The following is a 21681-nucleotide window of genomic DNA, read 5'->3' as shown; positions in this document are numbered from 1 at the left end:
TCGACAACGCATACGGAGACCGAAACCTCATCTGCACATGCCCACCAATGGACGCTTACGAAGAAGCCGCAGAGTAAGAGGCTGATATCAGGGTTCGAACCCCTTGGGCACGCCAAATGGCGGCGTGTCCACGCTTGTGCCCGTCAGGGCGTTCAGGAAGGCCACTAACTCGCTGATCTCGACGTCTGATAGCTCCATCGGGATGATGTCGACCTGACGACGCTGTCGCGCCAGTTCGAACCGGTCGTTCCACACCGCAAAATCAACCTGTTGCAGCCACGGGACTTTGGGCAAGGCGGCCATCTCGGGAGTCCAATGCGCAAGGCTCTCCTGCGGGTTCAGATGATGGCGAATGATGCTGTCGAGGTCAGGAAAGGCTCCGTTATGGCCATAAGGCGCGGTCAGGGCGACATTGCGCAGCATGGGGGTGCGAAAGCGATACGCATCCTCTAGCTGGTCGCTTTCGCCCATGCGCCCTACGTCCCGCACATTGGGGTCCCATTGCCGGGTGCGACCGGGGCCAAAGGGCGGAAGGGCCAGCGCGTGGAACTTCTGATCCGACAATAGCGGGCCAGAGTGACAGGTGGCACAGCGCGCCTTGCCGTAGAACAGGGCCATCCCGGACTTTTGGGTTGGTGTCAGAGCATCGGTGTTCCCAGCCAGATATTGATCAAACGGGCTGTCGGTGCTGCGCCATTCGATGGCCATGAAAGCGGCCAGAGCATTGGCGATCTGGGTGATGGTGATGTCTTCAGGCGTTTCGATCTCATCAAAAGCGCGGGTCATGGCGGGGCCGTATCGCGGGTCGGTACGGACGCGTTTCGCCAGAATCGGCCAGCCCTTGTCGATCCGGTCATGCACAGCGCCAGTCACCTGGTTTTCGGCAACATTCCCGGCCATCTCAAACTGCGAGGTCAGCGGGAACAGGGCCTGCGCGGCCAGCAGAGAATTCAATCCCGCGGGCAACCATTCCTGCGCCGGAGAGTTGAAGCCGTTGCCATAGACATCCGAGATACTCAGTCGTCCGTCATGGAAAACAGTATGGATATCCTTCGCCCCGAGGTTCCAAAGGCCGGGCGAATTTCGGGGAATACGCTTGCGGATTTTGTCGGACCCAGTGCCCGGCGTGCGATCGGGGCCTAACCCCTGACCGCCTTCGCCAATACCCAGCGACAGGCCGTCGGATGTTCCGAAATCGGGATGGTGGCAATGGGCGCAGGCGATGTTTTGATTGCCCGACAGGATTGGATCGTAAAACAGTTGATGACCGATGGCGGCCTGTTCCATATCAAAGGACAGGAAATCATCATCGGTCAGCGGGCGTGGCAGCTCTTGCGCTGCGGCTGCGCCGGCGAAAAGGAAAGCAATCCCATGCGCCAGATTATATTTGCCCTGTGTATGCTTGCGACCCCTGCGCTGGCCGAGCTGGAACAGGCGCGTGACATGATGGAGGCCGGCGCGTTCGAGGCCGCGCGCGAGGAACTGCTGCCCGCCGCCCGATCCGGCAATGCCGAGGCCGAGGAATTGATCGGCGTGATGTACGGGTTGGGTCTTGGGGTCGAGCAGGATTATGAACGGGCCTTTGAATGGTATCTGCGCGCATCGATGAAGGGGCATCCGGGCGCACAATCGGGGATCGGCTGGTATTATGAGCTGGGTCTGGGCATGCCCGCGCCCGATCTGGTGCGGGCCTACTTGTGGTACACGCTCAGCGCTATTGGCGGCGATCCCGATGCGGCGATCAGCCTTGAGGAAGTGGTCAAGAAGATGTCGCCGGAGCAGATCGAAAAAGCGCATGTTCTGGTCAACGACTACAAAGGGTGGATGTACCCGTTTCGGTAAGGGCCGGGCCCGAAAGCCCGGCACCATAGCTTAGTTCAGGTCCGCATCACGCGATGCGTTGACGTCTGCCTCGGCCGCGGCAACGGCTTCGGTGAGGGCGGTGAACACCTCATCCCCGCGACCGACATTGGTCTGGAACCACTCGTAGACGGGGGTTGCGGCCTCTTTGAACGCGGCTTTCTGTTCTGGGGTCGGGACATAGAGATCACCACCACCGGCGACGAAATCTTCATAGGCCTGGATCGACTTGCGCTTGGGTGAGGCAAAGGTCGCCTGCTGCAGCGCATAGAACCCATCGACCACGACGCGGCGCATGTCCTCGGGCATCTCCTGGAACTTGGCGTTATTCATCCACCACAGCGCGCCCATATAGGCGTGACCGTCCAGCGTGACATATTGCAGGCCTGCATCGGGGAATTTCATGCCCATGATGTCGGTGATGCCGTTCTTGGAGCCCTCAACCACACCGGTTTGAAAGCTGGTGAACAGTTCCGGCCACGGGATCGGGGTGGGCGATGCACCCAGGGCTTTGACCAGTTCTTGCGGCAGGTCGGCAACCACGGTGCGGATTTTCAACCCTTCCATATCGGCAGGCTCGGCCACGCGACGTTGGGTGTTGGCAAAGTTGCGCCAGCCGCCGGTATTGCCGATGGTCATCAGACGGATCGCGCCACCGGAATCCTCAAGCGCCATGTCGCGCATGGTGCGGGTGAAATCGCCGGATAGAACGTGCTCGGCAATCCGGTCATCCGCCATCAGGTAGGGTAGGTCGAGGACCTGGACATAGGGAAAGATGCCTGACGCCCCGCCCGAGGTCGAGATATAGATGTCGATGGTTCCATCGGCCACACCCTGCAGGCATTCCGCGCCGTTCGAACACAGCTGCGTACCGATGAACAGCTCGACCTCGATCGCGCCGTTCGAAGCGGCTTCGACATAGTTCTTGAAAACGATCAGACCGTCATAATCCTCGTCATTTTCGTTCGAGTTGGCCGTGGCGCGCAGCGTATAATCCGCTGCCGTGGCCGCGATGGCTGATGCGGCGACCAGCGACGTGGCCACCGCTGCGGTTTTGATAAAGGTTCTGAGCATGCGTTTCCTCCCTGTGGAACTCAGTTAGTTGGCAAATCCCGTTATCCTCGGGATCGTCATGGATAATGCGGGGATGTAGGTGATCAGAAAGATCACGATGATTTCGACGGCCAGAAACGGCAGGATCGCCTTGGCAATGGTTTCAACCTTTTCGCGCGACACGGCGGCGGCCACGAACAGCACCAGCCCCATGGGCGGTGTGGCCAGACCAACGGTCAGGTTGACGCTCATGATGATGGCAAAGTGGATCGGGTCGACGCCGAGGCTGGTAAAGATCGGTCCCAGGATCGGCCCAAGAATGATGATCGCAGGCCCGGCATCCAGAAACATGCCGACAACGAACAAGAGCAGGTTGATCAGAAACAGCAGGATCAGCGGGTTTTCCGACAGGCTGAGGATCAGCGAGGCCAGCTGTTCTGGCGCATGGCTGAGGCTGACCACGGTTTTGAACGCCATCGCCGCCCCCACCAGCAGCAGAACGACGGCAGAGGTCAGGCCGGCATTGCTGAGGATCTCGGGCACTTCTTTGAGCGTCAGGGTGCGCAGGATGAAAAAGCCGATCAGAAAGGCATAGCCGACGGCCACCGCTGCGGCTTCGGTCGGTGTAAAGATACCGCCCAGAATACCACCCAGAATGATCACCGGAGTCAGCAGTGGAAAGAACGCCTTGAGGCTGGCCTGACCCCGTTCACCCCATGTGTATTTGCGGCTGGCAACGGGAAAATCATACTTGTCGGCCATGAATTTGATCATCAGCATCAGGCCAACGCCAACCATTACGCCCGGCACGATCCCGGCCAGAAACAGCGCCGCAACGCTTTCGCCCATGACATAGGCATAGATGATCATGATGCCAGAAGGCGGGATGATCGGGCCTATGACGGAACTGGCCGCCGTGATTGCCGCGGCAAATTTGCGGGTATAGCCCTGCTTCTCCATCGCCGGGATCAGCATTGAACCCAGCGCTGATGTATCCGCCACGGCAGAGCCTGAAAGTCCCGCAAACAGGATCGAGCTGAGCACGTTCACATGCGCCAACCCGCCGCGAAAATGGCCCATCAAGGCTTGGCTGAATTCCACCAGACGGATGGTTATCCCGCCGCGGTTCATTAGCTCTCCGGCCAGCATGAAGAAAGGGATTGCCATCAGGGGAAAGCTGTCCATGCCGTTATAGACATTGCGGTACAGCAGGGTGATGTCATTGGATTGGCCATTCAGCCACAGCAGGATACCCGGGGCGGCCAAAAGGGCGAAAAAGACCGGCAGGCCGATCATCAGAAAGACAAGGAAGGTGGGCAGGAACCAAATCAACATCTATTCAGCCCCCACCGGTGCGTCGGCAATTTCAGGCAGCAGGTCTGCGCCCCCCAATAGCGAGACAATCGCGCGCAGGATCAGCTCAACATTTACTACGATCAGAAGGGCCACCCCCACCAGCAGCGAGGCCATCATCCAGCTGCGCGGGACGCGGTACCATTCGTCAAAGCCAAATGAGGTGGGAATATACAATGCGGCGGTTGCGAATTTGCCCCCGAACCCGGTCACTTCGGACCAGCCGATCTTAACCGCCACCAGCAGCACCGCCAGTGACACGAACAGCAGCGCGAGCATCAGCATCTGTCCCAATACGCGCGGAAGCATCAGGGGCACCATGTCGATGGCCACGAACCCGCCGCGGCGAAATGCGGTCGGGGCCATCAGACCCGTCATCCAGAGCATGCAGAACCGGGCGGCCTCATCCGGCCAGGGCAGTGCGTTGCCTAGCACATATCGGAAGAATACCTGAATCAGGATTGCGGTCACCATGAATGCAATCGCAACGACGCCAACCGCGCGGCCCAATCGCAGCACGGTTTCGTTCACGAATGCAATCGGCGCCAGCATCGTTGCCAGTCCGCCCATGCGTTTCCTCCCTATGTCAGCCGCGGGTTTGTCCCGCAGTCGTCAGAGCGCGCTTAGGACTGCGCGAATTGGCCGAGTTTTCCGGCATAGAAGGTCAGCGCGTCTCCATCGCTTATGCTGGCCTTCAGGACTTTGCCCACCACGATCACATGATCGCCTGCGTCGTGATAAGCGTGTTGTTCACATTCAAACCGTGCCAGACAATCCGGCAGCAGAGGGGTGCCATTCGAGCAATGCCCATGGGCGATGTCCCGCAACGCAAAGGCGTTTTTCGAGCAGCCGAAACACAGCTCGGCCTGTTCAGAGGACAATACATGAACGCTGAAATGGCGCGCCTTGTGGAAATAGGGGAAGCGGCGCGAGTTGCGGTCGCCAGCCCACATGATCAGGGGCGGGTCCAGCGACAGGGACGAAAAACTGTTGGCGGTGATGCAGACCGGACCGTCCGTGCTGTTGCAGGTGACGATGGTAACTCCGGTGGCAAAGCGGCCAAACGCATCGCGCAGGGTGCGGGTGTCATCCTTGTGTGGGATGAAAGTATGGTTCATGTCCTGTGACATTGCATTCATCATGGTACCTCATGGCCCAGCGCCGCCTCATAGAGGCGGTACCAGCTCTCGCGATCCAGATTGACTTTCAAGGCGTCCGAAATCTGTTTGATCCGGCCCAGATTATTGGTGCCCAGCACCGGCAGGATGCCTGCAGGATGTGCCAGAAGGAAGGCCACGGCCACTGCCGCCCGGTCCACTCCGAATTCCGCCGCGATCTCATCCGCGACCACGCCGACCGGAGGGTTCCCGGCCATCAGCAGTCCACCGCCCAGCGGCGACCACGCCATCACCGGCTGCCCATGCTGTTGATGAAACGCCAGATCGCCATTGGTGAAGGGGCGGATTTCGCCCAGCGAGATCTCGATCTGGTTGGTGACCAGTTGGGTCTTCATAGCTGATTGCAGCAGGGTCCAGTCCCACGGGCGGAAATTCGATACGCCAACCGCGCCCACCTTGCCGCTGGCCACGACCTCGTCCAGCGCTGCGCCGGTCTCATAGTGGTCCATGAAGGGATCAGGGCGGTGGATCAGTAGCAGGTCGACATGGTCGATTGCCATCTCGGTCAGAGAGGTTTCAACCGATTTCAGGATATGCGCGCGCGATGTGTCATAATATTTTACCTTCGCATCCGCGTATCGGCCCATCGGCGCAACGATGTCGCATTTGGTGACGATCTCCATCCGCGCGCGCAGCGCCGGGTTGGCGCGCAAGGCGTTGCCCAAAACCGCCTCGGCCGCGTAACCGCCATAGATGTCGGCCTGATCGAATGTGGTGATGCCCTGATCCAGGCAGGCTTGTATCTTGGCTTCGACATGATCCGCCGAGGTGTCACTGTCATCACCCAAGCGCCACATGCCGTATACCAGGCGGCTCATTTCCAGCGTGTCTGAAAGCTTTACACGTTGCATTAGCGGCGAACTCCGTTGCCCAGCGGGGTGGCTGGGATGGTTTTGGGCACGCGTCCGTATTCCTCGGGAAGCGAGCAGGTTTTCAGGTTGGGCATCACGCGGGCACCGAAATGGCGGGCCTCGTCCAGATGTGGATAGCCCGAGAAGATGAAGGCGCGGATGCCCATCTTTTGATAGTCTTCAATCTTGGACATGACCTGATCAGTGGAGCCCACAAGCGCTGCGCCGCAGCCAGACCGCGCCCGGCCAACGCCGGTCCAAAGACCTGGCTCGACATAGCCGTATTCATCCGCCAGATCGCGGTTTTTGGCCTGATGCGCCACACCCAGCGAGGTGGAATCCAACGCCCGTTCGCGGATGGCGCGACCATACTCGTCGTCCAGCTTGGACACGATGTAATTCGCGTATTCCTGCGCTTCGGCCTCGGTATCGCGAACGATCATGTGAACGCGCAAGCCGTAATCCAGTGTCCGGTTGTAATTCTCGGCTACCGCATGAACCGCCTGCATCCGCCCGGCCAGTTGATTCTTGGTTTCTGGCCACATCAGATAGACATCGCAATGCTCTCCGCACAGTTCGAGCGCAGATGGGGAATAGCCGCCGAAATACAACAGTGGTCCGCCGGTCTGATAGGGTTTGGCTGGATCGGTGGTCAGGCCCGAGAAATTATAGACCTCGCCCGCATGGTTGATCTCATCCCGCGTCCAAGCCTGTTTCAGGATTTCGACGACTTCGCGCGAGCGTTGATAACGGAACGCGCTGTCTGCCTTTTCACCAGGGAAATCGGACGAGATGATGTTGACCGTCAAGCGCCCCTGCAACATGTGATCCAGCGTCGCGATGGTGCGGGCCAGCATGATGGGCTGCATTTCACCGCAACGCACCGCGGCCAGCAGGTTGATCTTGTCGGTGATCGGTGCGCATCCAGCAACAAAGCTGAGCGTGTCCTGACCGACCTGATAGGATGACGGGCACAGGATGTTGCGAAACCCCTGTGCCTCGGCCTCTTTCACGATGGCGGAACAGTGGTCCCAGCTGGACCGCAGATCGCCATCGGGCATCCCCAGAAACTGATAGTCATCCGAACACAGAGCCGAAAACCACGAGACCTCGGCCGCGTTCAGATCGGGGGAGGTGATTGGGACGATCGTCATCTGAGTCGGTCTCCGCAATGGATTTGCTTTTTCTCTTGCGTAGCAATCACATTGATGTAGATCAATAGTATATCAATTTTTCCTGTGACCAATCGAAGCGCCCCGACGTGCCCTCCACAAGCCGAAACCCCAATGCCCTGCCGATATATGTTCAGATTGCAGAACTGCTGATCCGCGATATTGCGGCCGGCCGTCTGATTGACGGTGAGCGTCTACCGCCGGAACGGGACATGGCGGCGGACCTGAATGTCTCGGTCGGGACCTTGCGAAAATCGCTGTCCGAGCTTGAGAAAAAAGGGATGTTGGAACGCATTCAGGGCTCGGGCAATTACATCCGTGAGACCGGAACGCAAAACAGCGTCTATGCGATGTTTCGGCTTGAGCTGCCCGAAGGGGGCGGTTTGCCAAGCGCGGATATCCTGTCGGTCGATCATCTGGAAAAGCCTGCCAATCTGCCCGGATTCGGAGCCGCGGCCATGGGGTCGCGCGTGCGCCGGATGCGCTATTTGAATGACACAATCATCGCGGTCGAAGAGATATGGCTCGACGAATCAGTGGGTTTGATCGACGGCGACCTGCTGTCGGACTCGTTGTATCGCTATTATCAGCAGCAGTTGGGGTTCTGGATCACGCGGGCCGAAGACAGGGTTTCAATCGCGGTGCTGCCCGATTGGACACCGACGGGCTTCACCAAGCCCGTTGGGCAGACGGTCGGGTATATCGAGCGGTTCAGCTGGTCAGAACAGGCCGAACCCGTCGAATTCTCTAAAACTTGGTTCGATCCGGATCGGGCCACCTATGTTCAACGCTTGAAGTAAAAGGAAACGCGCATGACCCGGACCATCAATTACGGGCTGATCGGATGCGGCATGATGGGGCAGGAGCACCTGCACAATATCGCTCTGCTGGATGGCACGCGGGTGGCGGCGATCTATGAGCCCGACCCGCAGATGGCCCGCGCCGCGCAAGAGATCGCGCCCGAGGCTGTGATGGTGGGATCAGTGGCTGACCTTCTGGCGATCGAGGATCTGGATTGCCTGGTTATCGCCAGCCCGAACCACCTGCATGTAGATCAAATCTGCGACATCGCGGCGATGCGCCCACTGCCCCTGTTGGTGGAAAAGCCGCTTTTTACCGATCCGCAGGATGCGGCGCGGCTGGAAACGGTGCAGCGTGACTATCCCCATCCAATCTGGGTGGCGATGGAATATCGCTATATGCCTCCGATTGCCGCTTTGATCAAAGGGCTCCAATCCACCGGCGGGGTGCAGATGCTGACGATCCGGGAACATCGATTTCCCTTTCTGGAAAAGGTCGGCAACTGGAACCGGTTCAACCGCAATACCGGCGGCACATTTGTCGAGAAATGCTGCCATTTCTTCGACCTGATGCGGCTGATCCTTGGGTCCGATCCGGTGCGGATCACCGCCAGCGGTGGGCAGGCGGTAAACCATCTGGACGAAAGCTATGATGGGGAAATGCCAGATATTCTGGATCACGGTTATGTTCTGGTTGATTTCGCCAACGGCACGCGGGCGATGCTGGAACTGTGCATGTTCGCCGAAGGATCGCGGTACCAAGAGGAAATCTCGGCCACAGGACCGCAGGCCAAGATCGAGGCGCTGGTGCCGGGGCCGGGGCGCTTTTGGCCCGATCATCTGGGTGACCCGCCGGTGCCGCAGGTCATTGTCAGCCCGCGTAATCCAAAAGGGCCGGTGTCACAAGACATCCCCGTTGACCCGCGCTTGCTGGCCGCCGGGGATCACAATGGCTCGACCTATTACCAGCATCAGGGGTTCCTTGCGCTTGTTCGAGGCGAGCGCGCCGCGCCGGATGTGACGCTGCAGGATGGTCTGTGGGCCGTTCGTATGGGGTTGGCGGCACAACAGGCGCTGGCAACGGGTGAAGCCGTTCGGTTGACCTGATAGGCAACAAGGACGATGCGCTGAGCCGGTGACGAAATTGCGCCTATCGGAAACGCGCTCCCCCAACTTGCGCATAAAAACCTGTCGTTTTTGATTTCTAATGAGTCTTTTTCGCTTGTTGATGCTGCGTCTGCACCCTAGCTCTGTCCGTGGGACACCCCTCCCCAACGAGGGGCGTGTATCTGGAAGGGTAATACACATGACTATCGAACAACCGGCATCGAATGACGCCGTGCGCAAACCTGAAACGCGGCCGGCAAATCCGCGCTTTTCCTCGGGGCCCTGCGCCAAACCCCCCACATTTGACCTGACCAAACTGGCTGACGCAGCGCTTGGCCGTTCGCATCGCGCTGCTGTTGGCAAGGACAAGCTGAAAGCGGCCATCGAAGGTACGCGTGAAGTGCTGGGCATTCCAGCAGATTACAAGATCGGCATCGTTCCCGCGTCTGACACCGGCGCGGTTGAGATGGCGCTGTGGTCGCTGTTGGGTGAACGCAAGGTCGAGATGCTGGCCTGGGAAAGCTTTGGCGCGGGATGGATCACGGATGTGGTCAAGCAGCTAAAAATCGACGCCGAAGTGAAAACAGCCGATTATGGGCAGATCATCGATCTGGCCTCGGTCGACTTCTTCCATGACGTGGTCTTTACATGGAACGGCACGACTTCGGGCGTGCGGGTGCCAAACGGTGACTGGATTGCGGGTGACCGTCAGGGTTTGACGATCTGCGATGCGACTTCGGCGGCCTTCGCGATGGACCTGCCGTGGGACAAGTTGGATGTGACCACGTTTAGCTGGCAGAAAGTTCTGGGCGGAGAGGCGGCGCATGGGATGCTGATCCTTTCCCCACGCGCTGTGGAGCGGCTTGAAAGCTATACCCCCGCATGGCCATTGCCCAAGATTTTCCGCCTGACCAAGGGCGGTAAGCTGATCGATGGTATCTTTACTGGCGCCACGATCAACACCCCGTCGATGCTGGCGGTTGAGGACTATCTGTTGGCATTGGACTGGGCGCGCTCGGTTGGTGGTCTGCAGGGATTGATTGGCCGGGCCGATGCGAATGCCGGTGCGGTGCATGCGTTCTGCGAGCAGAATGACTGGATCGCTAACCTGGCTGACGACCCGGCGACGCAGTCGAATACGTCTGTCTGTCTGAAATTCACCGATGCGCGCATCCGGGACGGCGCAGCCTTTGCCAAGGCCGTTGCAAAGCGGTTGGAGGCCGAGAATATCGCGTTGGATATCGGGGCTTATCGCGACGCACCTGCGGGTCTGCGTATCTGGTGCGGCGGCACAGTCGAAACTTCGGATATCGAAGCGATGTTGCCTTGGCTAGCCTGGGCCTTCGAGGCTGAGCTCGCAGCACAAACTGAAGCCGCCTGATCTTTCCCAATCTTCACCGGGCCGCCTCAGGCCCGGACATCTCATTACATTCAAGGACCACAGACATGGCTCCCAAAGTACTTGTTTCTGACAAACTCAGTGAAACCGCTGTTCAGATTTTCCGCGACCGCGGCATCGACGTGGATTTCATGCCCGATCTGGGCAAGGACAAAGATAAACTGGCCGAAGTGATTGGCCAGTATGACGGTCTTGCCATCCGCTCGGCCACCAAGGTCACGCCGACCTTGCTGGAACATGCGGACAAGCTGAAAGTCATAGGTCGCGCCGGCATCGGCACCGACAATGTCGACAAGGATGCCGCCAGCAAGAAGGGCGTCATCGTGATGAACACGCCGTTTGGCAATATGATCACCACGGCCGAGCATGCGATTGCGATGATGTTCGCTGTGGCGCGGCAAATCCCCGAGGCCAGCACCTCGACCCATGCGGGTAAATGGGAAAAGTCCAAGTTCATGGGGATTGAGCTGACCAACAAGACCCTTGGCGTGATCGGCGCGGGCAACATTGGCGGTATCGTCTGCGAACGCGCCTTGGGCCTGAAGATGAAAGTCGTCGCCTATGATCCCTATTTGGGCGAAGAGAAAGCCGCCAAGATGGGCGTGGAAAAGGTTGAACTGGACGAGTTGCTGTCGCGCGCCGATTTCATCACCCTGCATGTGCCGCTGACCGATCAGACCCGCAATGTTCTGAGCCGCGAAAACCTGGCCAAGACCAAACCCGGCGTGCGTATCGTCAACTGTGCCCGTGGTGGCCTGGTCGACGAAGAGGCGCTGGCCGAGATGTTGCAATCCGGCCATGTCGCCGGGGCCGCCTTTGACGTGTTCAGCGAGGAACCCGCCAAGGAAAACGCGCTGTTCAATTTGCCCAACGTGGTCTGCACGCCTCACTTGGGTGCGGCCACGACCGAAGCGCAGGAAAACGTGGCGCTGCAGGTGGCCGAGCAGATCTCGAACTACCTTTTGACCGGGGCGGTTGAGAACGCGCTGAACATGCCGTCCGTCACCGCCGAAGAAGCCAAGGTCATGGGGCCGTGGATCAAACTGGCCGGGCATCTGGGCAGCTTCATCGGTCAAATGACGGATGAGCCGATCAAGGCGATCAACATTCTCTATGACGGTGTCGCGGCTGAGATGAACCTTGCTGCGTTGAACTGTTCGGCCGTGGCCGGGATCATGAAAAAGTTCAACCCCGAGGTGAATATGGTTTCAGCCCCGGTTGTGGCCAAGGAACGCGGGATCAAAATCTCGACCACCAATCAGGACAAATCGGGTGCCTTCGAGGGGTACATCAAGGTCACTGTCGTGACCGAAAAGCGCGAGCGTTCGATCGGTGGCACGGTGTTCAGCGACGGCAAGCCGCGCTTCATCCAGATCAAAGGTATCAATATCGACGCCGAGGTCGGCGCGCATATGCTCTACACCACCAACGAGGATGTCCCGGGTATCATCGGTGCGTTGGGCCAGACCATGGGTGAAAGCGATGTGAACATCGCCAACTTTACCCTTGGCCGGTCCGAAGCGGGCGGCGAAGCGATTGCGCTGCTGTATGTTGATGAACCCGTACCAGCCGAGGCGCGGGCAAAGCTGGCCGAAACCGGCCTGTTCACGCAAATCAAACCGCTGGAGTTCGACGTTGCCTGAGGCGGTGTTGAATATCTGAGACACTTCATACCCGCGTCTTCCAAGGCGTGGGTATTTTCTTTTCCCGGCCGCCAAGACGCGTCACAAGCAGGGTGTTCCTGTTGATTTAGGGTTTTCCATGTCCTCGCCAATTTATGCAATCGGTGACATCCACGGCCAGCTCGGCATGCTGCAGGTTGCGCTGTCGCGGATCGAGGCCGATGGCGGGCCAGATGCAAAGATTGTGTTTCTGGGTGACTATGTCGACCGAGGCCCGAACAGCCGCGCCGTGCTGGACCTGCTGATCGAAGGCCAAAAGGCGGGGCGCAACTGGGTCATGGTCAAGGGCAACCACGACCGTATGATGGCTCGCTTCGTGCAAGAGCGCGAAATTGCAGATAAGCAACTACCCGTCACGCTGAGCTGGCTGAACCCACGGCTGGGTGGTCGGGAAACGCTGGCCTCCTACGGGGTGGAAGTCACGGACAATGACCGCATCTATCAGGTCCATGAACGGGCCTGTGCCGCCGTACCGCCAGCACATCTGGATTTCATCAACGCTTTGCCAGTTTACCATCAAGAGGATGAGCTGCTGTTCGTCCACGCTGGCATCAGGCCCGGTCTTCCACTGTCGCAGCAATCCGAAGATGACCTGGTTTGGATACGGCAGGAATTTTTGGTTGAATCTGGCCCGCACCCCTGGCTGATCGTGCATGGTCACACCCCTGTGGATGCGGCGGAACATTGCGGCAATCGGATCAATTTGGATGCGGGCGCGGGCTATGGTCATCCGTTGGCCACTGCCGTGTTCGATGGCCGTGATTGCTGGTTGCTGACCGCACAGGGGCGCGCGCCGCTGAGACCTAGTCTTCGGTAAACAGGTCTTTGTAAGCTTCGCGTAGCGCGTTTTTTTGCACTTTGCCCATCGTATTGCGCGGCAATTCGTTCAGCACTATCAGCTTGCGGGGATGTTTGAATCTCGCCAGTTGGGTTTGTGCGCTTGCCATGATGGCCTCGAGGTCGGGCGACTTGTTTGGTTCGGCTACCAACAGGCCTAACACGGTTTCGCCGAAATCCGGATGGGGCACGCCGATAACTGCGCTTTCCAGAACACCGAGCTGGTCGTCCAGCACAAATTCGACCTCTTTGGGATAGATGTTGTACCCGCCCGAGATGATCAGGTCCTTGCCGCGTCCGACGATATGGACATAGCCGTCCGCGTCCACACGTCCAAGGTCGCCGGTGATAAAGAACCCGTCCTCGCGCAACTCTGCTGCGGTCTTCTCGGGCATTTCCCAATAGCCCTGAAAGACGTTGGGGCCACGCACCTCGATCATGCCGATTTCGCCCTGTGGCAAGGTTTCACCCGTCTCAGAGTCGGTCACTTTGAGCTCAACGCCCGGCAAGGGGAACCCCACGGATCCGGCGCGGCGTTCACCGTCATAGGGGTTCGAGGTGTTCATGTTGGTCTCGGTCATACCGTAGCGTTCAAGAATGCGGTGCCCGGTGCGGGCCTCAAACTGCTGATGCGTTTCGGCCAGCATTGGGGCCGAGCCCGAGATGAACAGCCGCATATGACGTGCCAGATCGCCGGTGAACCGGTCGTCATCCAACAGACGGGTGTAGAAGGTCGGAACCCCCATCATCGCGGTTGCATCAGGCAAATGCCGCAGTACCTCATCCAGATCGAATTTCGGCAGAAAGATCATCGACCCGCCCGAAGCCAGTACCACGTTGGTTGCCACGAACAGCCCATGAGTGTGAAAGATTGGCAGAGCATGCAGCAACACGTCATCGTCGGTAAACCGCCATTCCCGTACCAATGTTTCGGCATTCGACAGCAGATTGGCCTGTGACAACATCGCGCCCTTGGATCGGCCGGTCGTGCCGGACGTGTACAGGAAGGCGGCCAGATCATCCTCGGTGCGGTTGACCGGCTCGAAAGCAGGCAGCATACCCAGAGCACGCCGCATCAGGCTGCCGGATCCATCAGCGTTTAGCGTTTCAAGCCGTGCCTTCTGGGCGGCGGCGACGGGTGCCAGACCAGCCTTATTTACATCATCGCAGACCACCAGCGCAGCGCCGCTGTTTTCGATGAAATAGCTCAGTTCGCTGACCGTATAGGCAGTGTTGAGTGGCAGAAAAACCAGACCGGTCTGCACACAAGCAGCAAACAGCGCAAGCGCTTCGGGCGACTTTTCCACCTGAACCGCAACGCGTTGTCCGGGTTCGAGCTCAAAGCCGATTAGGGTATTGGCCAACCGAGATGCCATGTCCAGGAAATCAGAATGGGTCAGCACCTGACCGTTGGGCAGATGCAGGAAAGGCGTCTCTTTGCCCGCGTGAATGCTAAACAAGCGATCGTAAAGCGGGTTGCCCATTTACCGAGTTCCTTTCTGTCCAGTCCTGGCGAATCTGTCTTGGAATGGCGTGCTGGTAAAGCCCTGAATGGCGCAATCGGTCGCCGTTCTGTCCGCATGATGTGCCAGAGGTTGCTGCGGACAAACTGTCTTCTGGCGATCGGGGGCTATCTGCGTTAATCGCAGGTGAATTCGCCGGAGATAGACTATGTATGTTGCCACCCTGTTGACCAATCCCGAAACGCGCGCGCTGGATTTGGCGCTGGTCGAGTCGCTGCGGAATGCCTGGGGCGGGGCCGAGATCATCTGGCTCAGCCCGGATGAGGCGGCAGAGTTCGCGCTGCAGGACCTTCCGGGCAACCAGTGGGATGTCTGGGGTGATTTGCAGAAGCTTGGCGTTGACCTGATCGTGCAGCCTGCCGAGGGGCGGCGCAAAAAGATGCTGTTGGCGGATATGGACAGCACCATGATCCAGCAGGAATGCATCGACGAATTGGCGGATGAGGCCGGTGTCGGCGACCGCGTCAAGGACATTACGGCCCGCGCAATGAATGGCGAATTGGATTTCGAAGGCGCGCTGACCGAACGGGTCGGGTTGCTGAAAGGGTTGGATGAGGCTGTGATCGGCAAGGTTCTGGCCGAACGCATCACCCTGATGCCCGGCGGCAAGGTGCTGGTCGCGACGATGCGCGCCAATGGCGGCTATGCGGCGCTGGTCTCGGGCGGGTTCACGGCGTTTACTGCCAAGGTGGGCAGTGAATTGGGGTTTGATGAAAACCGTGCCAACACTCTGCTGGCCGAAAACGGCAAGCTGACCGGCGATGTGCAGCGACCGATTTTGGGACGACAGGCCAAAGTCGACGCGCTGGAACAGATTACCAAGCGTCTGGGCCTGTCCGAAAACGATGTGATCGCTGTGGGTGACGGGGCAAATGATCTGGGTATGTTGGGCCGGGCCGGAACTGGGGTTGCGCTGCATGCAAAGCCTTCGGTCGCGGAACAATGCGAAGTGCGGGTCAACCATGGCGATTTGACCGCGCTTTTGTATCTGCAGGGCTATGCGCGGCAGGAATTTGCCCAAGCCTGAAAACCGGGGCTTTCCTTTATTTAACAGAAATGTTAAACAGTGGTCATGAGTACGCTTCTGACCACATTCTCCGCCTTGTCCGACGCCACGCGGTTTTCCATCGTTGAACAGTTGATGCAGGACGGAGAGCAGCCCGCGGGCGACCTGATCGAAGGGCGCGGCATGTCGGGTGCTGCGGTCTCGCGTCACCTGAAGGTTTTGCGTGAGGCCGGGCTGGTTCGGCAACGGGTGCAGGGCACCCAGCGGATGTATTCGATCCGCCCCGAAGGTCTGCGCGCAATCGCGGAATGGACCATTTCGAAACGACAATTCTGGGAAAGCAGTCTGGATCGTCTGGGCGATGCTATTGAAAGGGATACCTCATGGCCGATCTAAAGCTGGAGCGCACGTTCCCGATACCGCCAGAGGATCTGTTTGCGTGGATCACTGTCGCAGAACGGCTGTTGCAATGGTGGGGCCCCGAAGGGGTGCATGTGCCCGAACATACTCTCGATTTTTCGCGCGTTGGTCCGTGGTATTCGGTCATGCAGAATGGCGAGGGCCAGCGGTTCAAGGTCTCGGGCCATGTGACCCATGTCGATCCGCCCAATTCGGTTGGCTTCACCTGGGGCTGGCATGACGATCAGGATCAGCGCGGGGCCGAAAGCCATGTAACGCTGCGGATCGAAGCCGCAGGCGGCGGCGCTCGGCTGGTGGTCGATCACCGCGACCTGGGCGATGACGAGATCGCCGCAAACCACGAAAAAGGCTGGACCTCGACGCTGAACAAGCTGGCCGGTCTGGTGCAATAAGTTTTCATCTGGGAGGAAAGAGATGCCACAGTTTCTGTTTGTCTATCACGGCGGGACCACGCCATCGGACCCGGCCGAAGTCGAAGCAACCATGGCCGCCTGGGGCGCGTGGTTTCAGAATTTGGGTCCGTCACTAGAAATACCCGGCAACCCGGTGGGCCAGTCCTATACCGTCAGCTCGGGCGGTGTGGTCGACAATGGCGGCGCAAACCCGGTCTCCGGCTTTACGGTGATCAAAGCCGACAGCATCGACGCCGCCAACGAGATGGCCAAGGGATGCCCTATGGTCGTGAACGGGTCAGGCTCGGTCGAGGTGGCCGAGATTCACGAGATTGAGATGTAGCGGCCCTAGCCGGGGAAACCCGGTGCGGGTCGGATCACGCCACATTCCAGCCCGCGACGGCTGTATTGTGTGGCGTTCATAAAGGTGCGGGTGGCCGGGTGATCGGCCTCCAGCACGCCGAGGCTGACCAGAATGGCTGCAATGGCGCATTCGCTGGCACGGGTGGCGCCATCGGTGATCTTCAGCGCGACGCCCATGCGTTTTTCAGGGATGATGGCGATGAATACGGCCTCGGCCCCGGTCTTGATCGCGGCGCGCCCGTTCATGGCGCGCATCAGCTCGGTACAGGCGCGCGTCTCTCCGGCCACCAGCTCGGGATGTTTGATCATCGCCGCGGTCAGGTGTTGTGCTGCATCGCTGGCCCGGTCCGACCGGTCCGCCGCCGAGGCAAACCACGCCATCGACCGTGCCATCCCCACCAGCGAGGTGGCAAAGTTCGGGGCGGAACAGCCATCGATGCCATAGCCGGGGCTGGTTTCGCCGGTGGTTTCTTCCAGCGCGGACAAACAGGCCTGTTGAACCGGGTGGTCGATTTCAAGATATTCCGGCCCGGCACCCATATGCTGTGCTACCGTCAAAAACCCGCTATGTTTGCCCGAGCAGTTGTTGTGGATCTGACAGGGCGTGTCGTCGGCAAGTATCAGCCCGTCGCGCGCCGCCATATCCTGAGGCTCTTGCGGCCCACAGCGCAAATCGGTTTCAGCCAGGCCCAGATGGTCCAGCCAGGACGTTACCCTGTCTGTGTGAATATGCGCGCCGCTATGCGAGGCACAGGCCAATGCCAGATGCTCGCTGTTCAGCCCGTATTTCGCGGCCGCCCCAGATGTAATCAACGGCAGGGCCTGTATCATCTTCGCCGAAGACCGGGGGTAGATTATCGCCTCCGGGTCGCCCCAGCTGCGCACGATCTGACCTGTGTCATCACAGATAACCGCATGTCCCAGATGCAGGCTTTCCAGTAAAGGCCCCCGCCATAGTTCGGTCATTGCTACAGGCTGCGTCATCGGGACCCTCCTAAACATGCGCAAAAAACTGCCAACCGCCCTTTCGCCTATGGCGAAACTTGCGATAGTGTGTGTATGTCGGCAATCACCGGAAGACGCAACTTACAGACGAACCGTCAGGGTTCGCGAGCCTTTCCGGTGGGTATGAGGTATTAGGTCGAGCTAGGAGGCTGGACAGATGGGATCAAAGCTCGTCCGCGTAATCGCGGGCCTGTGCGTGGCAGGGATGACAACGGCTGCTACCGCTCAGCAGGCAGACAGCACCAATAGAGTGTCCGTAAACACCGACTGGAGTGTGTTTGTGGAAGAGGACCCAACCGAATGCTGGAGCGTTGCAACGCCGGATGAAACCGTCAACACGCGCGGCGGGCGCGTTGTTTCGGTGAGGCGCAGCGACATCCTGCTGTTTGTCGTGTTCAGACCTGATCCCGATGTGAAGGGGCGCGTCTCATTCACCGGGGGCTATCCGTTTGCCGCGGGATCGACCGTATCTGTATCCATCGACGGAAACAGCTTCGAATTCAGCACCGAAGGCGAATGGGCCTGGCCCGCGTCAGAGGGTGATGACCAAAAAGTAATCGCTGCCATGAAAAGCGGTACCGAAGCAGTGCTGACCGCCCGGTCCGAGCGCGGCACTCAGACCAAAGATACTTTCTCATTGCTGGGTTTCACAGCCGCTTTAGACGACGCCGAGAAACGCTGTACCAACTGAGCGCGCCAGCGCTCGGGCAGTGGCCCGGCTTGCAAAATGGTGCCAGTTTCGCAGGATAGGACCGCCCTCCTTTATAGCTTAACTTAACGTCATCTATAAATTTGATCTGCGTCAATGCTCCGCGCTCTGAAATACTGAACTAATCGGTTCAAGCAGAGAGAAAAGGAGAGCATCGATGCAGAAGAAAGTTTTGGGCCTGTTTGTGCTGACCGCCGTCGTATTGCTGAGCGCTTGTGATAAATCCGCTGAGACATACCCGGTTTCGGGAGAGCAATGTGGGCCAAACGATCCGGTCAAAACGCTGGACGCCGAGGATTGCTTTATTCCACCAGCAGGTGCGTGATCCAATACGGCTGGCCTGGAAACGTCCGGGCGGCATAGGAGTTCGAATGACCGCGGGGTTGATCCCCCGCGGTTTTTTGTAACCTCTGGCGTCGCTGTGCTAAGCTGAATGCGTTAGTCTAACGACCTTCGAGGAGTATGTCATGCGTTTGGTGATACTGGCTGTTTTAACCCCCACGTTGGCTGTGGCGGATCCTGCAATGGAATGCACGAACGCAAGTTCACAAGTCGAAATCGGATCTTGCGTAGCCAGTATGGAAGCGGGGGTTGAGGCCGCGCTGACCAATAGTTTTGGCTTTGCCATGGATGCAGCCAACGCGTTGGACGAGGTGACCGGACGGACAAGCGCGGCGCCTGCGATGGAGGCGGCGCAAAGCGCCTGGGTCGGGTATCGTGATGCGCAGTGCGAGGCGGTCGGCGCCTCATTTGGTGGTGGGTCGGGAACCGGCATTGGTATCACCTCTTGCCGGATTGAATTGGGGCGCCTGCGGATTGACGAATTGCTGGGTTTTGTAAATTAAGCACGTCGAATTCTTTTGATCTTTGCGCGCGTTCCTATATAGAGGCGCATCCCGCACCAGAATCCTTTGAGATATGCACATGTCGCCCAAAGCGCCGATCACTCAAGACGTCATGACCATCCCCCGCAAATTGCCGGAGGGGAAGGTGAACCTTGTCGGGTTGACCCGGGATCGCCTGCGCGAGACCCTGATCGAACACGGCACGCCTGAAAAACAGGCCAAGATGCGCACAGGTCAGATCTGGCAGTGGATTTACCAATGGGGTGTGCGCGACTTTGCCGAGATGACCAATCTGGCCAAAGCCTATCGCACCCAGCTGGCCGAGCATTTCGTGATCGAAATCCCCGAGGTTGTGACCCGACAGGTGTCGGAGGATGGCACACGCAAGTATCTGGTCCGTATTGCTGGCGGCCATGAGGTCGAGGTGGTCTATATTCCCGAGGACGATCGCGGCACGCTGTGTATCTCGTCTCAGGTCGGTTGCACGCTGACTTGTTCCTTCTGCCATACAGGCACGCAGAAACTGGTGCGCAACCTGACGGCGGCGGAAATTGTCGGTCAGGTGATGATGGCGCGGGATGATCTTGACGAGTGGCCGGTACCGGGTGCGCCCAAGGACGAAACCCGCCTGCTGTCGAACATCGTTCTGATGGGTATGGGCGAGCCTCTTTACAATTTTGAGAACGTCCGTGACGCGATGAAAATCGCGATGGACCCCGAAGGTATCTCGCTGTCTCGCCGCCGGATTACCCTGTCGACATCGGGCGTGGTGCCCGAGATTGCGCGTACCGCGCAGGAAATCGGCTGCCTGCTGGCAATTTCGTTCCACGCGACGACCAATGAAGTCCGCGATGTGCTGGTGCCGATCAACAAACGCTGGAATATCGAAGAGTTGCTGCAGGCTTTGGCCAGCTATCCCAAGGTTTCCAATTCGGAACGGATTACGTTTGAATACGTGATGCTTGATGGTGTGAATGACAGCGATGAGGATGCGCATCGTCTGATTGAACATATCAAGCGCCACAAAATCCCGGCTAAGATCAATCTGATCCCGTTCAACGAATGGCCCGGCGCGCCGTATAAGCGCAGCTCGAACAATCGTATTCGGGCTTTTGCCAATATCATCTATCAGGCCGGGTATGCCTCGCCCATCCGCAAGACGCGGGGCGAGGACATTATGGCGGCCTGCGGTCAGCTGAAATCGGCCACCGAACGCGCCCGTAAATCGCGCAAGCAGATTGAGGCCGAGGCCGGTCTCGACCGCGGATAAGCGGCTGAATAGAAGGGCGTCGCAAAATTAATTTTTGGGGCGCTGTCTATCGAATGCAAAATTTGATATGTTTCATTGGCTAGGTGTGGATGCACCAGGCTCACTTGCGCACAATAGGGTGAGTTCGGTGGCTGGCATGTGGCAAATTCGTTCACGGCGGCTACCTTGTATTTCAGCTCCGTGTGCCGATTGCGGCATAACAGGTTACGAGTTGGATTATCTCTATGATGTTTCGATTGAAAATCCCGTACTTTAATTTTGTTTTAGTTTTGGCTTGTGTGGCCGTAGCCGTAACTGATGCTGTTGCGCAGTCAAATGATGAGGATGCTCATCTGGCTATCGAAAATCCGGCTGATCTGACCAAGGACGACGCGCGTGAAATTTATGACTCGTTGCAGCGCCGGATGGCACGCGGCTATGCCGCAGCGCAGTTGGATCTGCTTCTGAATTACCAAAACTGGCCACTGTACAACGATGCGCCCTATATATCTGAAACCCATGGTCGGCGATTTGTGAACAGCTATGCAAACCGGATGGCGTATAATTATGCAACCCTGACGGAAGGCGAAAAGCTTCCGGTGGGGTCTGTGCTGGCCAAGGACAGCGTGACCGTTACGGATGAGGGGAAAAGCCATCCCGGCGCGATGTTCGTCATGCAGAAACTGGCCGAGGGCGCCAACCCTGCTACGGCTGATTGGCGTTATATCATGGTCATGCCGGACGGGTCATTGTTTGGGGACACGATGGGGGATCGCTCCAACGCAGTTGCGTATTGCCACGATTGCCACGAGGCTGTTGCCGACCGAGATTACACATTCTTTGTTCCCGAAGAATATTTGGTCGACAATTAGGCCGC

Annotated in this window: 24 protein-coding genes; 15 read left to right on the top strand and 9 right to left on the bottom strand. The window is 58.5% G+C overall.

Annotation, left to right across the window (positions count from 1 at the left end; all coding sequences use genetic code 11):
- Positions 1-87: 87 nt before the first annotated feature.
- On the bottom strand, positions 88-1287 hold the full coding sequence (locus AC2FLG_RS15365) for a cytochrome-c peroxidase (RefSeq protein WP_496706884.1): 1200 nt from the start codon (positions 1285-1287) through the stop codon (positions 88-90).
- Positions 1288-1371: 84 nt separating this feature from the next.
- Here AC2FLG_RS15365 and AC2FLG_RS15360 point away from each other — a divergent pair, with 84 nt between their 5' ends.
- On the top strand, positions 1372-1842 hold the full coding sequence (locus AC2FLG_RS15360) for a tetratricopeptide repeat protein (RefSeq protein WP_496706890.1): 471 nt from the start codon (positions 1372-1374) through the stop codon (positions 1840-1842).
- Positions 1843-1872: 30 nt separating this feature from the next.
- Here the strand turns inward: AC2FLG_RS15360 and AC2FLG_RS15355 are convergent, their stop codons facing one another.
- Genes AC2FLG_RS15355 through AC2FLG_RS15330 form a run of 6 tightly spaced genes read right to left on the bottom strand, consistent with a single transcriptional unit; the run spans position 1873 to position 7449 of the window.
- Positions 1873-2934 carry a TRAP transporter substrate-binding protein gene (locus AC2FLG_RS15355; protein WP_142637250.1) on the bottom strand — a complete coding sequence of 354 codons (1062 nt, stop codon included), beginning with the start codon at positions 2932-2934 and terminating at the stop codon, positions 1873-1875.
- Positions 2935-2958: 24 nt separating this feature from the next.
- A complete protein-coding gene (locus tag AC2FLG_RS15350; protein WP_142637247.1) occupies positions 2959-4248 on the bottom strand; it encodes a TRAP transporter large permease in 1290 nt (429 codons plus the stop codon).
- Positions 4249-4836 carry a TRAP transporter small permease gene (locus AC2FLG_RS15345; protein ID WP_496706883.1) on the bottom strand — a complete coding sequence of 196 codons (588 nt, stop codon included), beginning with the start codon at positions 4834-4836 and terminating at the stop codon, positions 4249-4251. It lies immediately after the preceding gene.
- A 53-nt stretch (positions 4837-4889) separates the two neighbouring features.
- The gene (locus AC2FLG_RS15340) at positions 4890-5405 is read right to left on the bottom strand and encodes a flavin reductase family protein (RefSeq protein ID WP_185956692.1); all 516 of its coding nucleotides are present in this window, start codon (positions 5403-5405) and stop codon (positions 4890-4892) included.
- Complete coding sequence (locus AC2FLG_RS15335) at positions 5405-6295, bottom strand: aldo/keto reductase (protein ID WP_496706880.1); 891 nt, start codon at positions 6293-6295, stop codon at positions 5405-5407. The genes AC2FLG_RS15340 and AC2FLG_RS15335 overlap by 1 nt, the downstream gene beginning before the upstream one ends.
- Positions 6295-7449, bottom strand: a complete 1155-nt coding sequence (locus AC2FLG_RS15330) for an LLM class flavin-dependent oxidoreductase (RefSeq protein ID WP_496706879.1) — start codon at positions 7447-7449, stop codon at positions 6295-6297. Before AC2FLG_RS15330 ends, AC2FLG_RS15335 begins: the two co-directional genes overlap by 1 nt.
- Positions 7450-7556: 107 nt before the next feature.
- Between AC2FLG_RS15330 and AC2FLG_RS15325 the strand changes: the two genes are divergently transcribed.
- The 5 genes from AC2FLG_RS15325 to AC2FLG_RS15305 all read left to right on the top strand — a co-directional run bounded on the left by AC2FLG_RS15325 (position 7557) and on the right by AC2FLG_RS15305 (position 13272).
- Positions 7557-8267, top strand: a complete 711-nt coding sequence (locus AC2FLG_RS15325; RefSeq protein ID WP_496706877.1) for a GntR family transcriptional regulator — start codon at positions 7557-7559, stop codon at positions 8265-8267.
- 12 nt (positions 8268-8279) lie between these two features.
- Complete coding sequence (locus tag AC2FLG_RS15320; protein ID WP_496706876.1) at positions 8280-9374, top strand: Gfo/Idh/MocA family protein; 1095 nt, start codon at positions 8280-8282, stop codon at positions 9372-9374.
- 199 nt (positions 9375-9573) lie between these two features.
- On the top strand, positions 9574-10755 hold the full coding sequence (locus tag AC2FLG_RS15315) for a phosphoserine transaminase (RefSeq protein ID WP_496706874.1): 1182 nt from the start codon (positions 9574-9576) through the stop codon (positions 10753-10755).
- Positions 10756-10820: 65 nt separating this feature from the next.
- The gene (serA, locus tag AC2FLG_RS15310) at positions 10821-12416 is read left to right on the top strand and encodes a phosphoglycerate dehydrogenase (protein ID WP_496706873.1); all 1596 of its coding nucleotides are present in this window, start codon (positions 10821-10823) and stop codon (positions 12414-12416) included.
- Positions 12417-12534: 118 nt separating this feature from the next.
- Positions 12535-13272: a metallophosphoesterase family protein gene (locus AC2FLG_RS15305; protein WP_496706871.1), complete on the top strand. Its 738-nt coding sequence runs from the start codon at positions 12535-12537 to the stop codon at positions 13270-13272.
- On the opposite strand, the gene AC2FLG_RS15300 is transcribed toward AC2FLG_RS15305, so the two are convergent.
- A complete protein-coding gene (locus tag AC2FLG_RS15300; protein ID WP_496706869.1) occupies positions 13259-14776 on the bottom strand; it encodes a malonate--CoA ligase in 1518 nt (505 codons plus the stop codon). The two genes, AC2FLG_RS15305 and AC2FLG_RS15300, sit on opposite strands and share 14 nt — an antisense overlap.
- A 187-nt stretch (positions 14777-14963) precedes the next feature.
- Here AC2FLG_RS15300 and serB point away from each other — a divergent pair, with 187 nt between their 5' ends.
- The 4 genes from serB to AC2FLG_RS15280 are packed head-to-tail and all read left to right on the top strand — an operon-like array spanning position 14964 to position 16976.
- On the top strand, positions 14964-15842 hold the full coding sequence (gene serB / locus AC2FLG_RS15295; protein WP_282021996.1) for a phosphoserine phosphatase SerB: 879 nt from the start codon (positions 14964-14966) through the stop codon (positions 15840-15842).
- A gap of 45 nt (positions 15843-15887) precedes the next feature.
- Entirely contained in the window at positions 15888-16217 is a 330-nt protein-coding gene (locus tag AC2FLG_RS15290) for an ArsR/SmtB family transcription factor (protein WP_496706867.1), read from the top strand.
- Positions 16205-16633 (top strand): SRPBCC family protein, encoded by a 429-nt coding sequence (locus AC2FLG_RS15285; RefSeq protein ID WP_496692562.1) that lies wholly within the window; start codon positions 16205-16207, stop codon positions 16631-16633. The genes AC2FLG_RS15290 and AC2FLG_RS15285 overlap by 13 nt, the downstream gene beginning before the upstream one ends.
- Positions 16634-16655: 22 nt before the next feature.
- Entirely contained in the window at positions 16656-16976 is a 321-nt protein-coding gene (locus AC2FLG_RS15280; RefSeq protein WP_496692561.1) for a YciI family protein, read from the top strand.
- A 5-nt stretch (positions 16977-16981) separates the two neighbouring features.
- Here AC2FLG_RS15280 and AC2FLG_RS15275 read toward each other — a convergent pair whose 3' ends face one another.
- Positions 16982-17980, bottom strand: a complete 999-nt coding sequence (locus tag AC2FLG_RS15275) for an asparaginase (protein WP_496706866.1) — start codon at positions 17978-17980, stop codon at positions 16982-16984.
- Positions 17981-18158: 178 nt separating this feature from the next.
- On the opposite strand from AC2FLG_RS15275, the gene AC2FLG_RS15270 reads away from it, so the two are divergent.
- The 5 genes from AC2FLG_RS15270 to AC2FLG_RS15250 all read left to right on the top strand — a co-directional run bounded on the left by AC2FLG_RS15270 (position 18159) and on the right by AC2FLG_RS15250 (position 21676).
- On the top strand, positions 18159-18692 hold the full coding sequence (locus AC2FLG_RS15270) for an invasion associated locus B family protein (RefSeq protein ID WP_142637215.1): 534 nt from the start codon (positions 18159-18161) through the stop codon (positions 18690-18692).
- Positions 18693-18867: 175 nt separating this feature from the next.
- A complete protein-coding gene (locus AC2FLG_RS15265) occupies positions 18868-19035 on the top strand; it encodes a hypothetical protein (RefSeq protein WP_185956689.1) in 168 nt (55 codons plus the stop codon).
- 142 nt (positions 19036-19177) lie between these two features.
- The gene (locus tag AC2FLG_RS15260; RefSeq protein WP_496706864.1) at positions 19178-19555 is read left to right on the top strand and encodes a lysozyme inhibitor LprI family protein; all 378 of its coding nucleotides are present in this window, start codon (positions 19178-19180) and stop codon (positions 19553-19555) included.
- A gap of 79 nt (positions 19556-19634) precedes the next feature.
- Positions 19635-20825 (top strand): dual-specificity RNA methyltransferase RlmN, encoded by a 1191-nt coding sequence (gene rlmN, locus AC2FLG_RS15255; RefSeq protein WP_142637213.1) that lies wholly within the window; start codon positions 19635-19637, stop codon positions 20823-20825.
- 278 nt (positions 20826-21103) lie between these two features.
- Positions 21104-21676 (top strand): cytochrome P460 family protein, encoded by a 573-nt coding sequence (locus AC2FLG_RS15250; RefSeq protein WP_496706863.1) that lies wholly within the window; start codon positions 21104-21106, stop codon positions 21674-21676.
- The last annotated feature ends 5 nt before the right edge of the window (positions 21677-21681 follow it).

The organism is Ruegeria sp. CDSA193 (assembly GCF_059611885.1).
The sequence above is the reverse complement of the archived record's forward strand: the minus strand, read 5'-3'. Positions and strand labels throughout refer to the sequence as shown.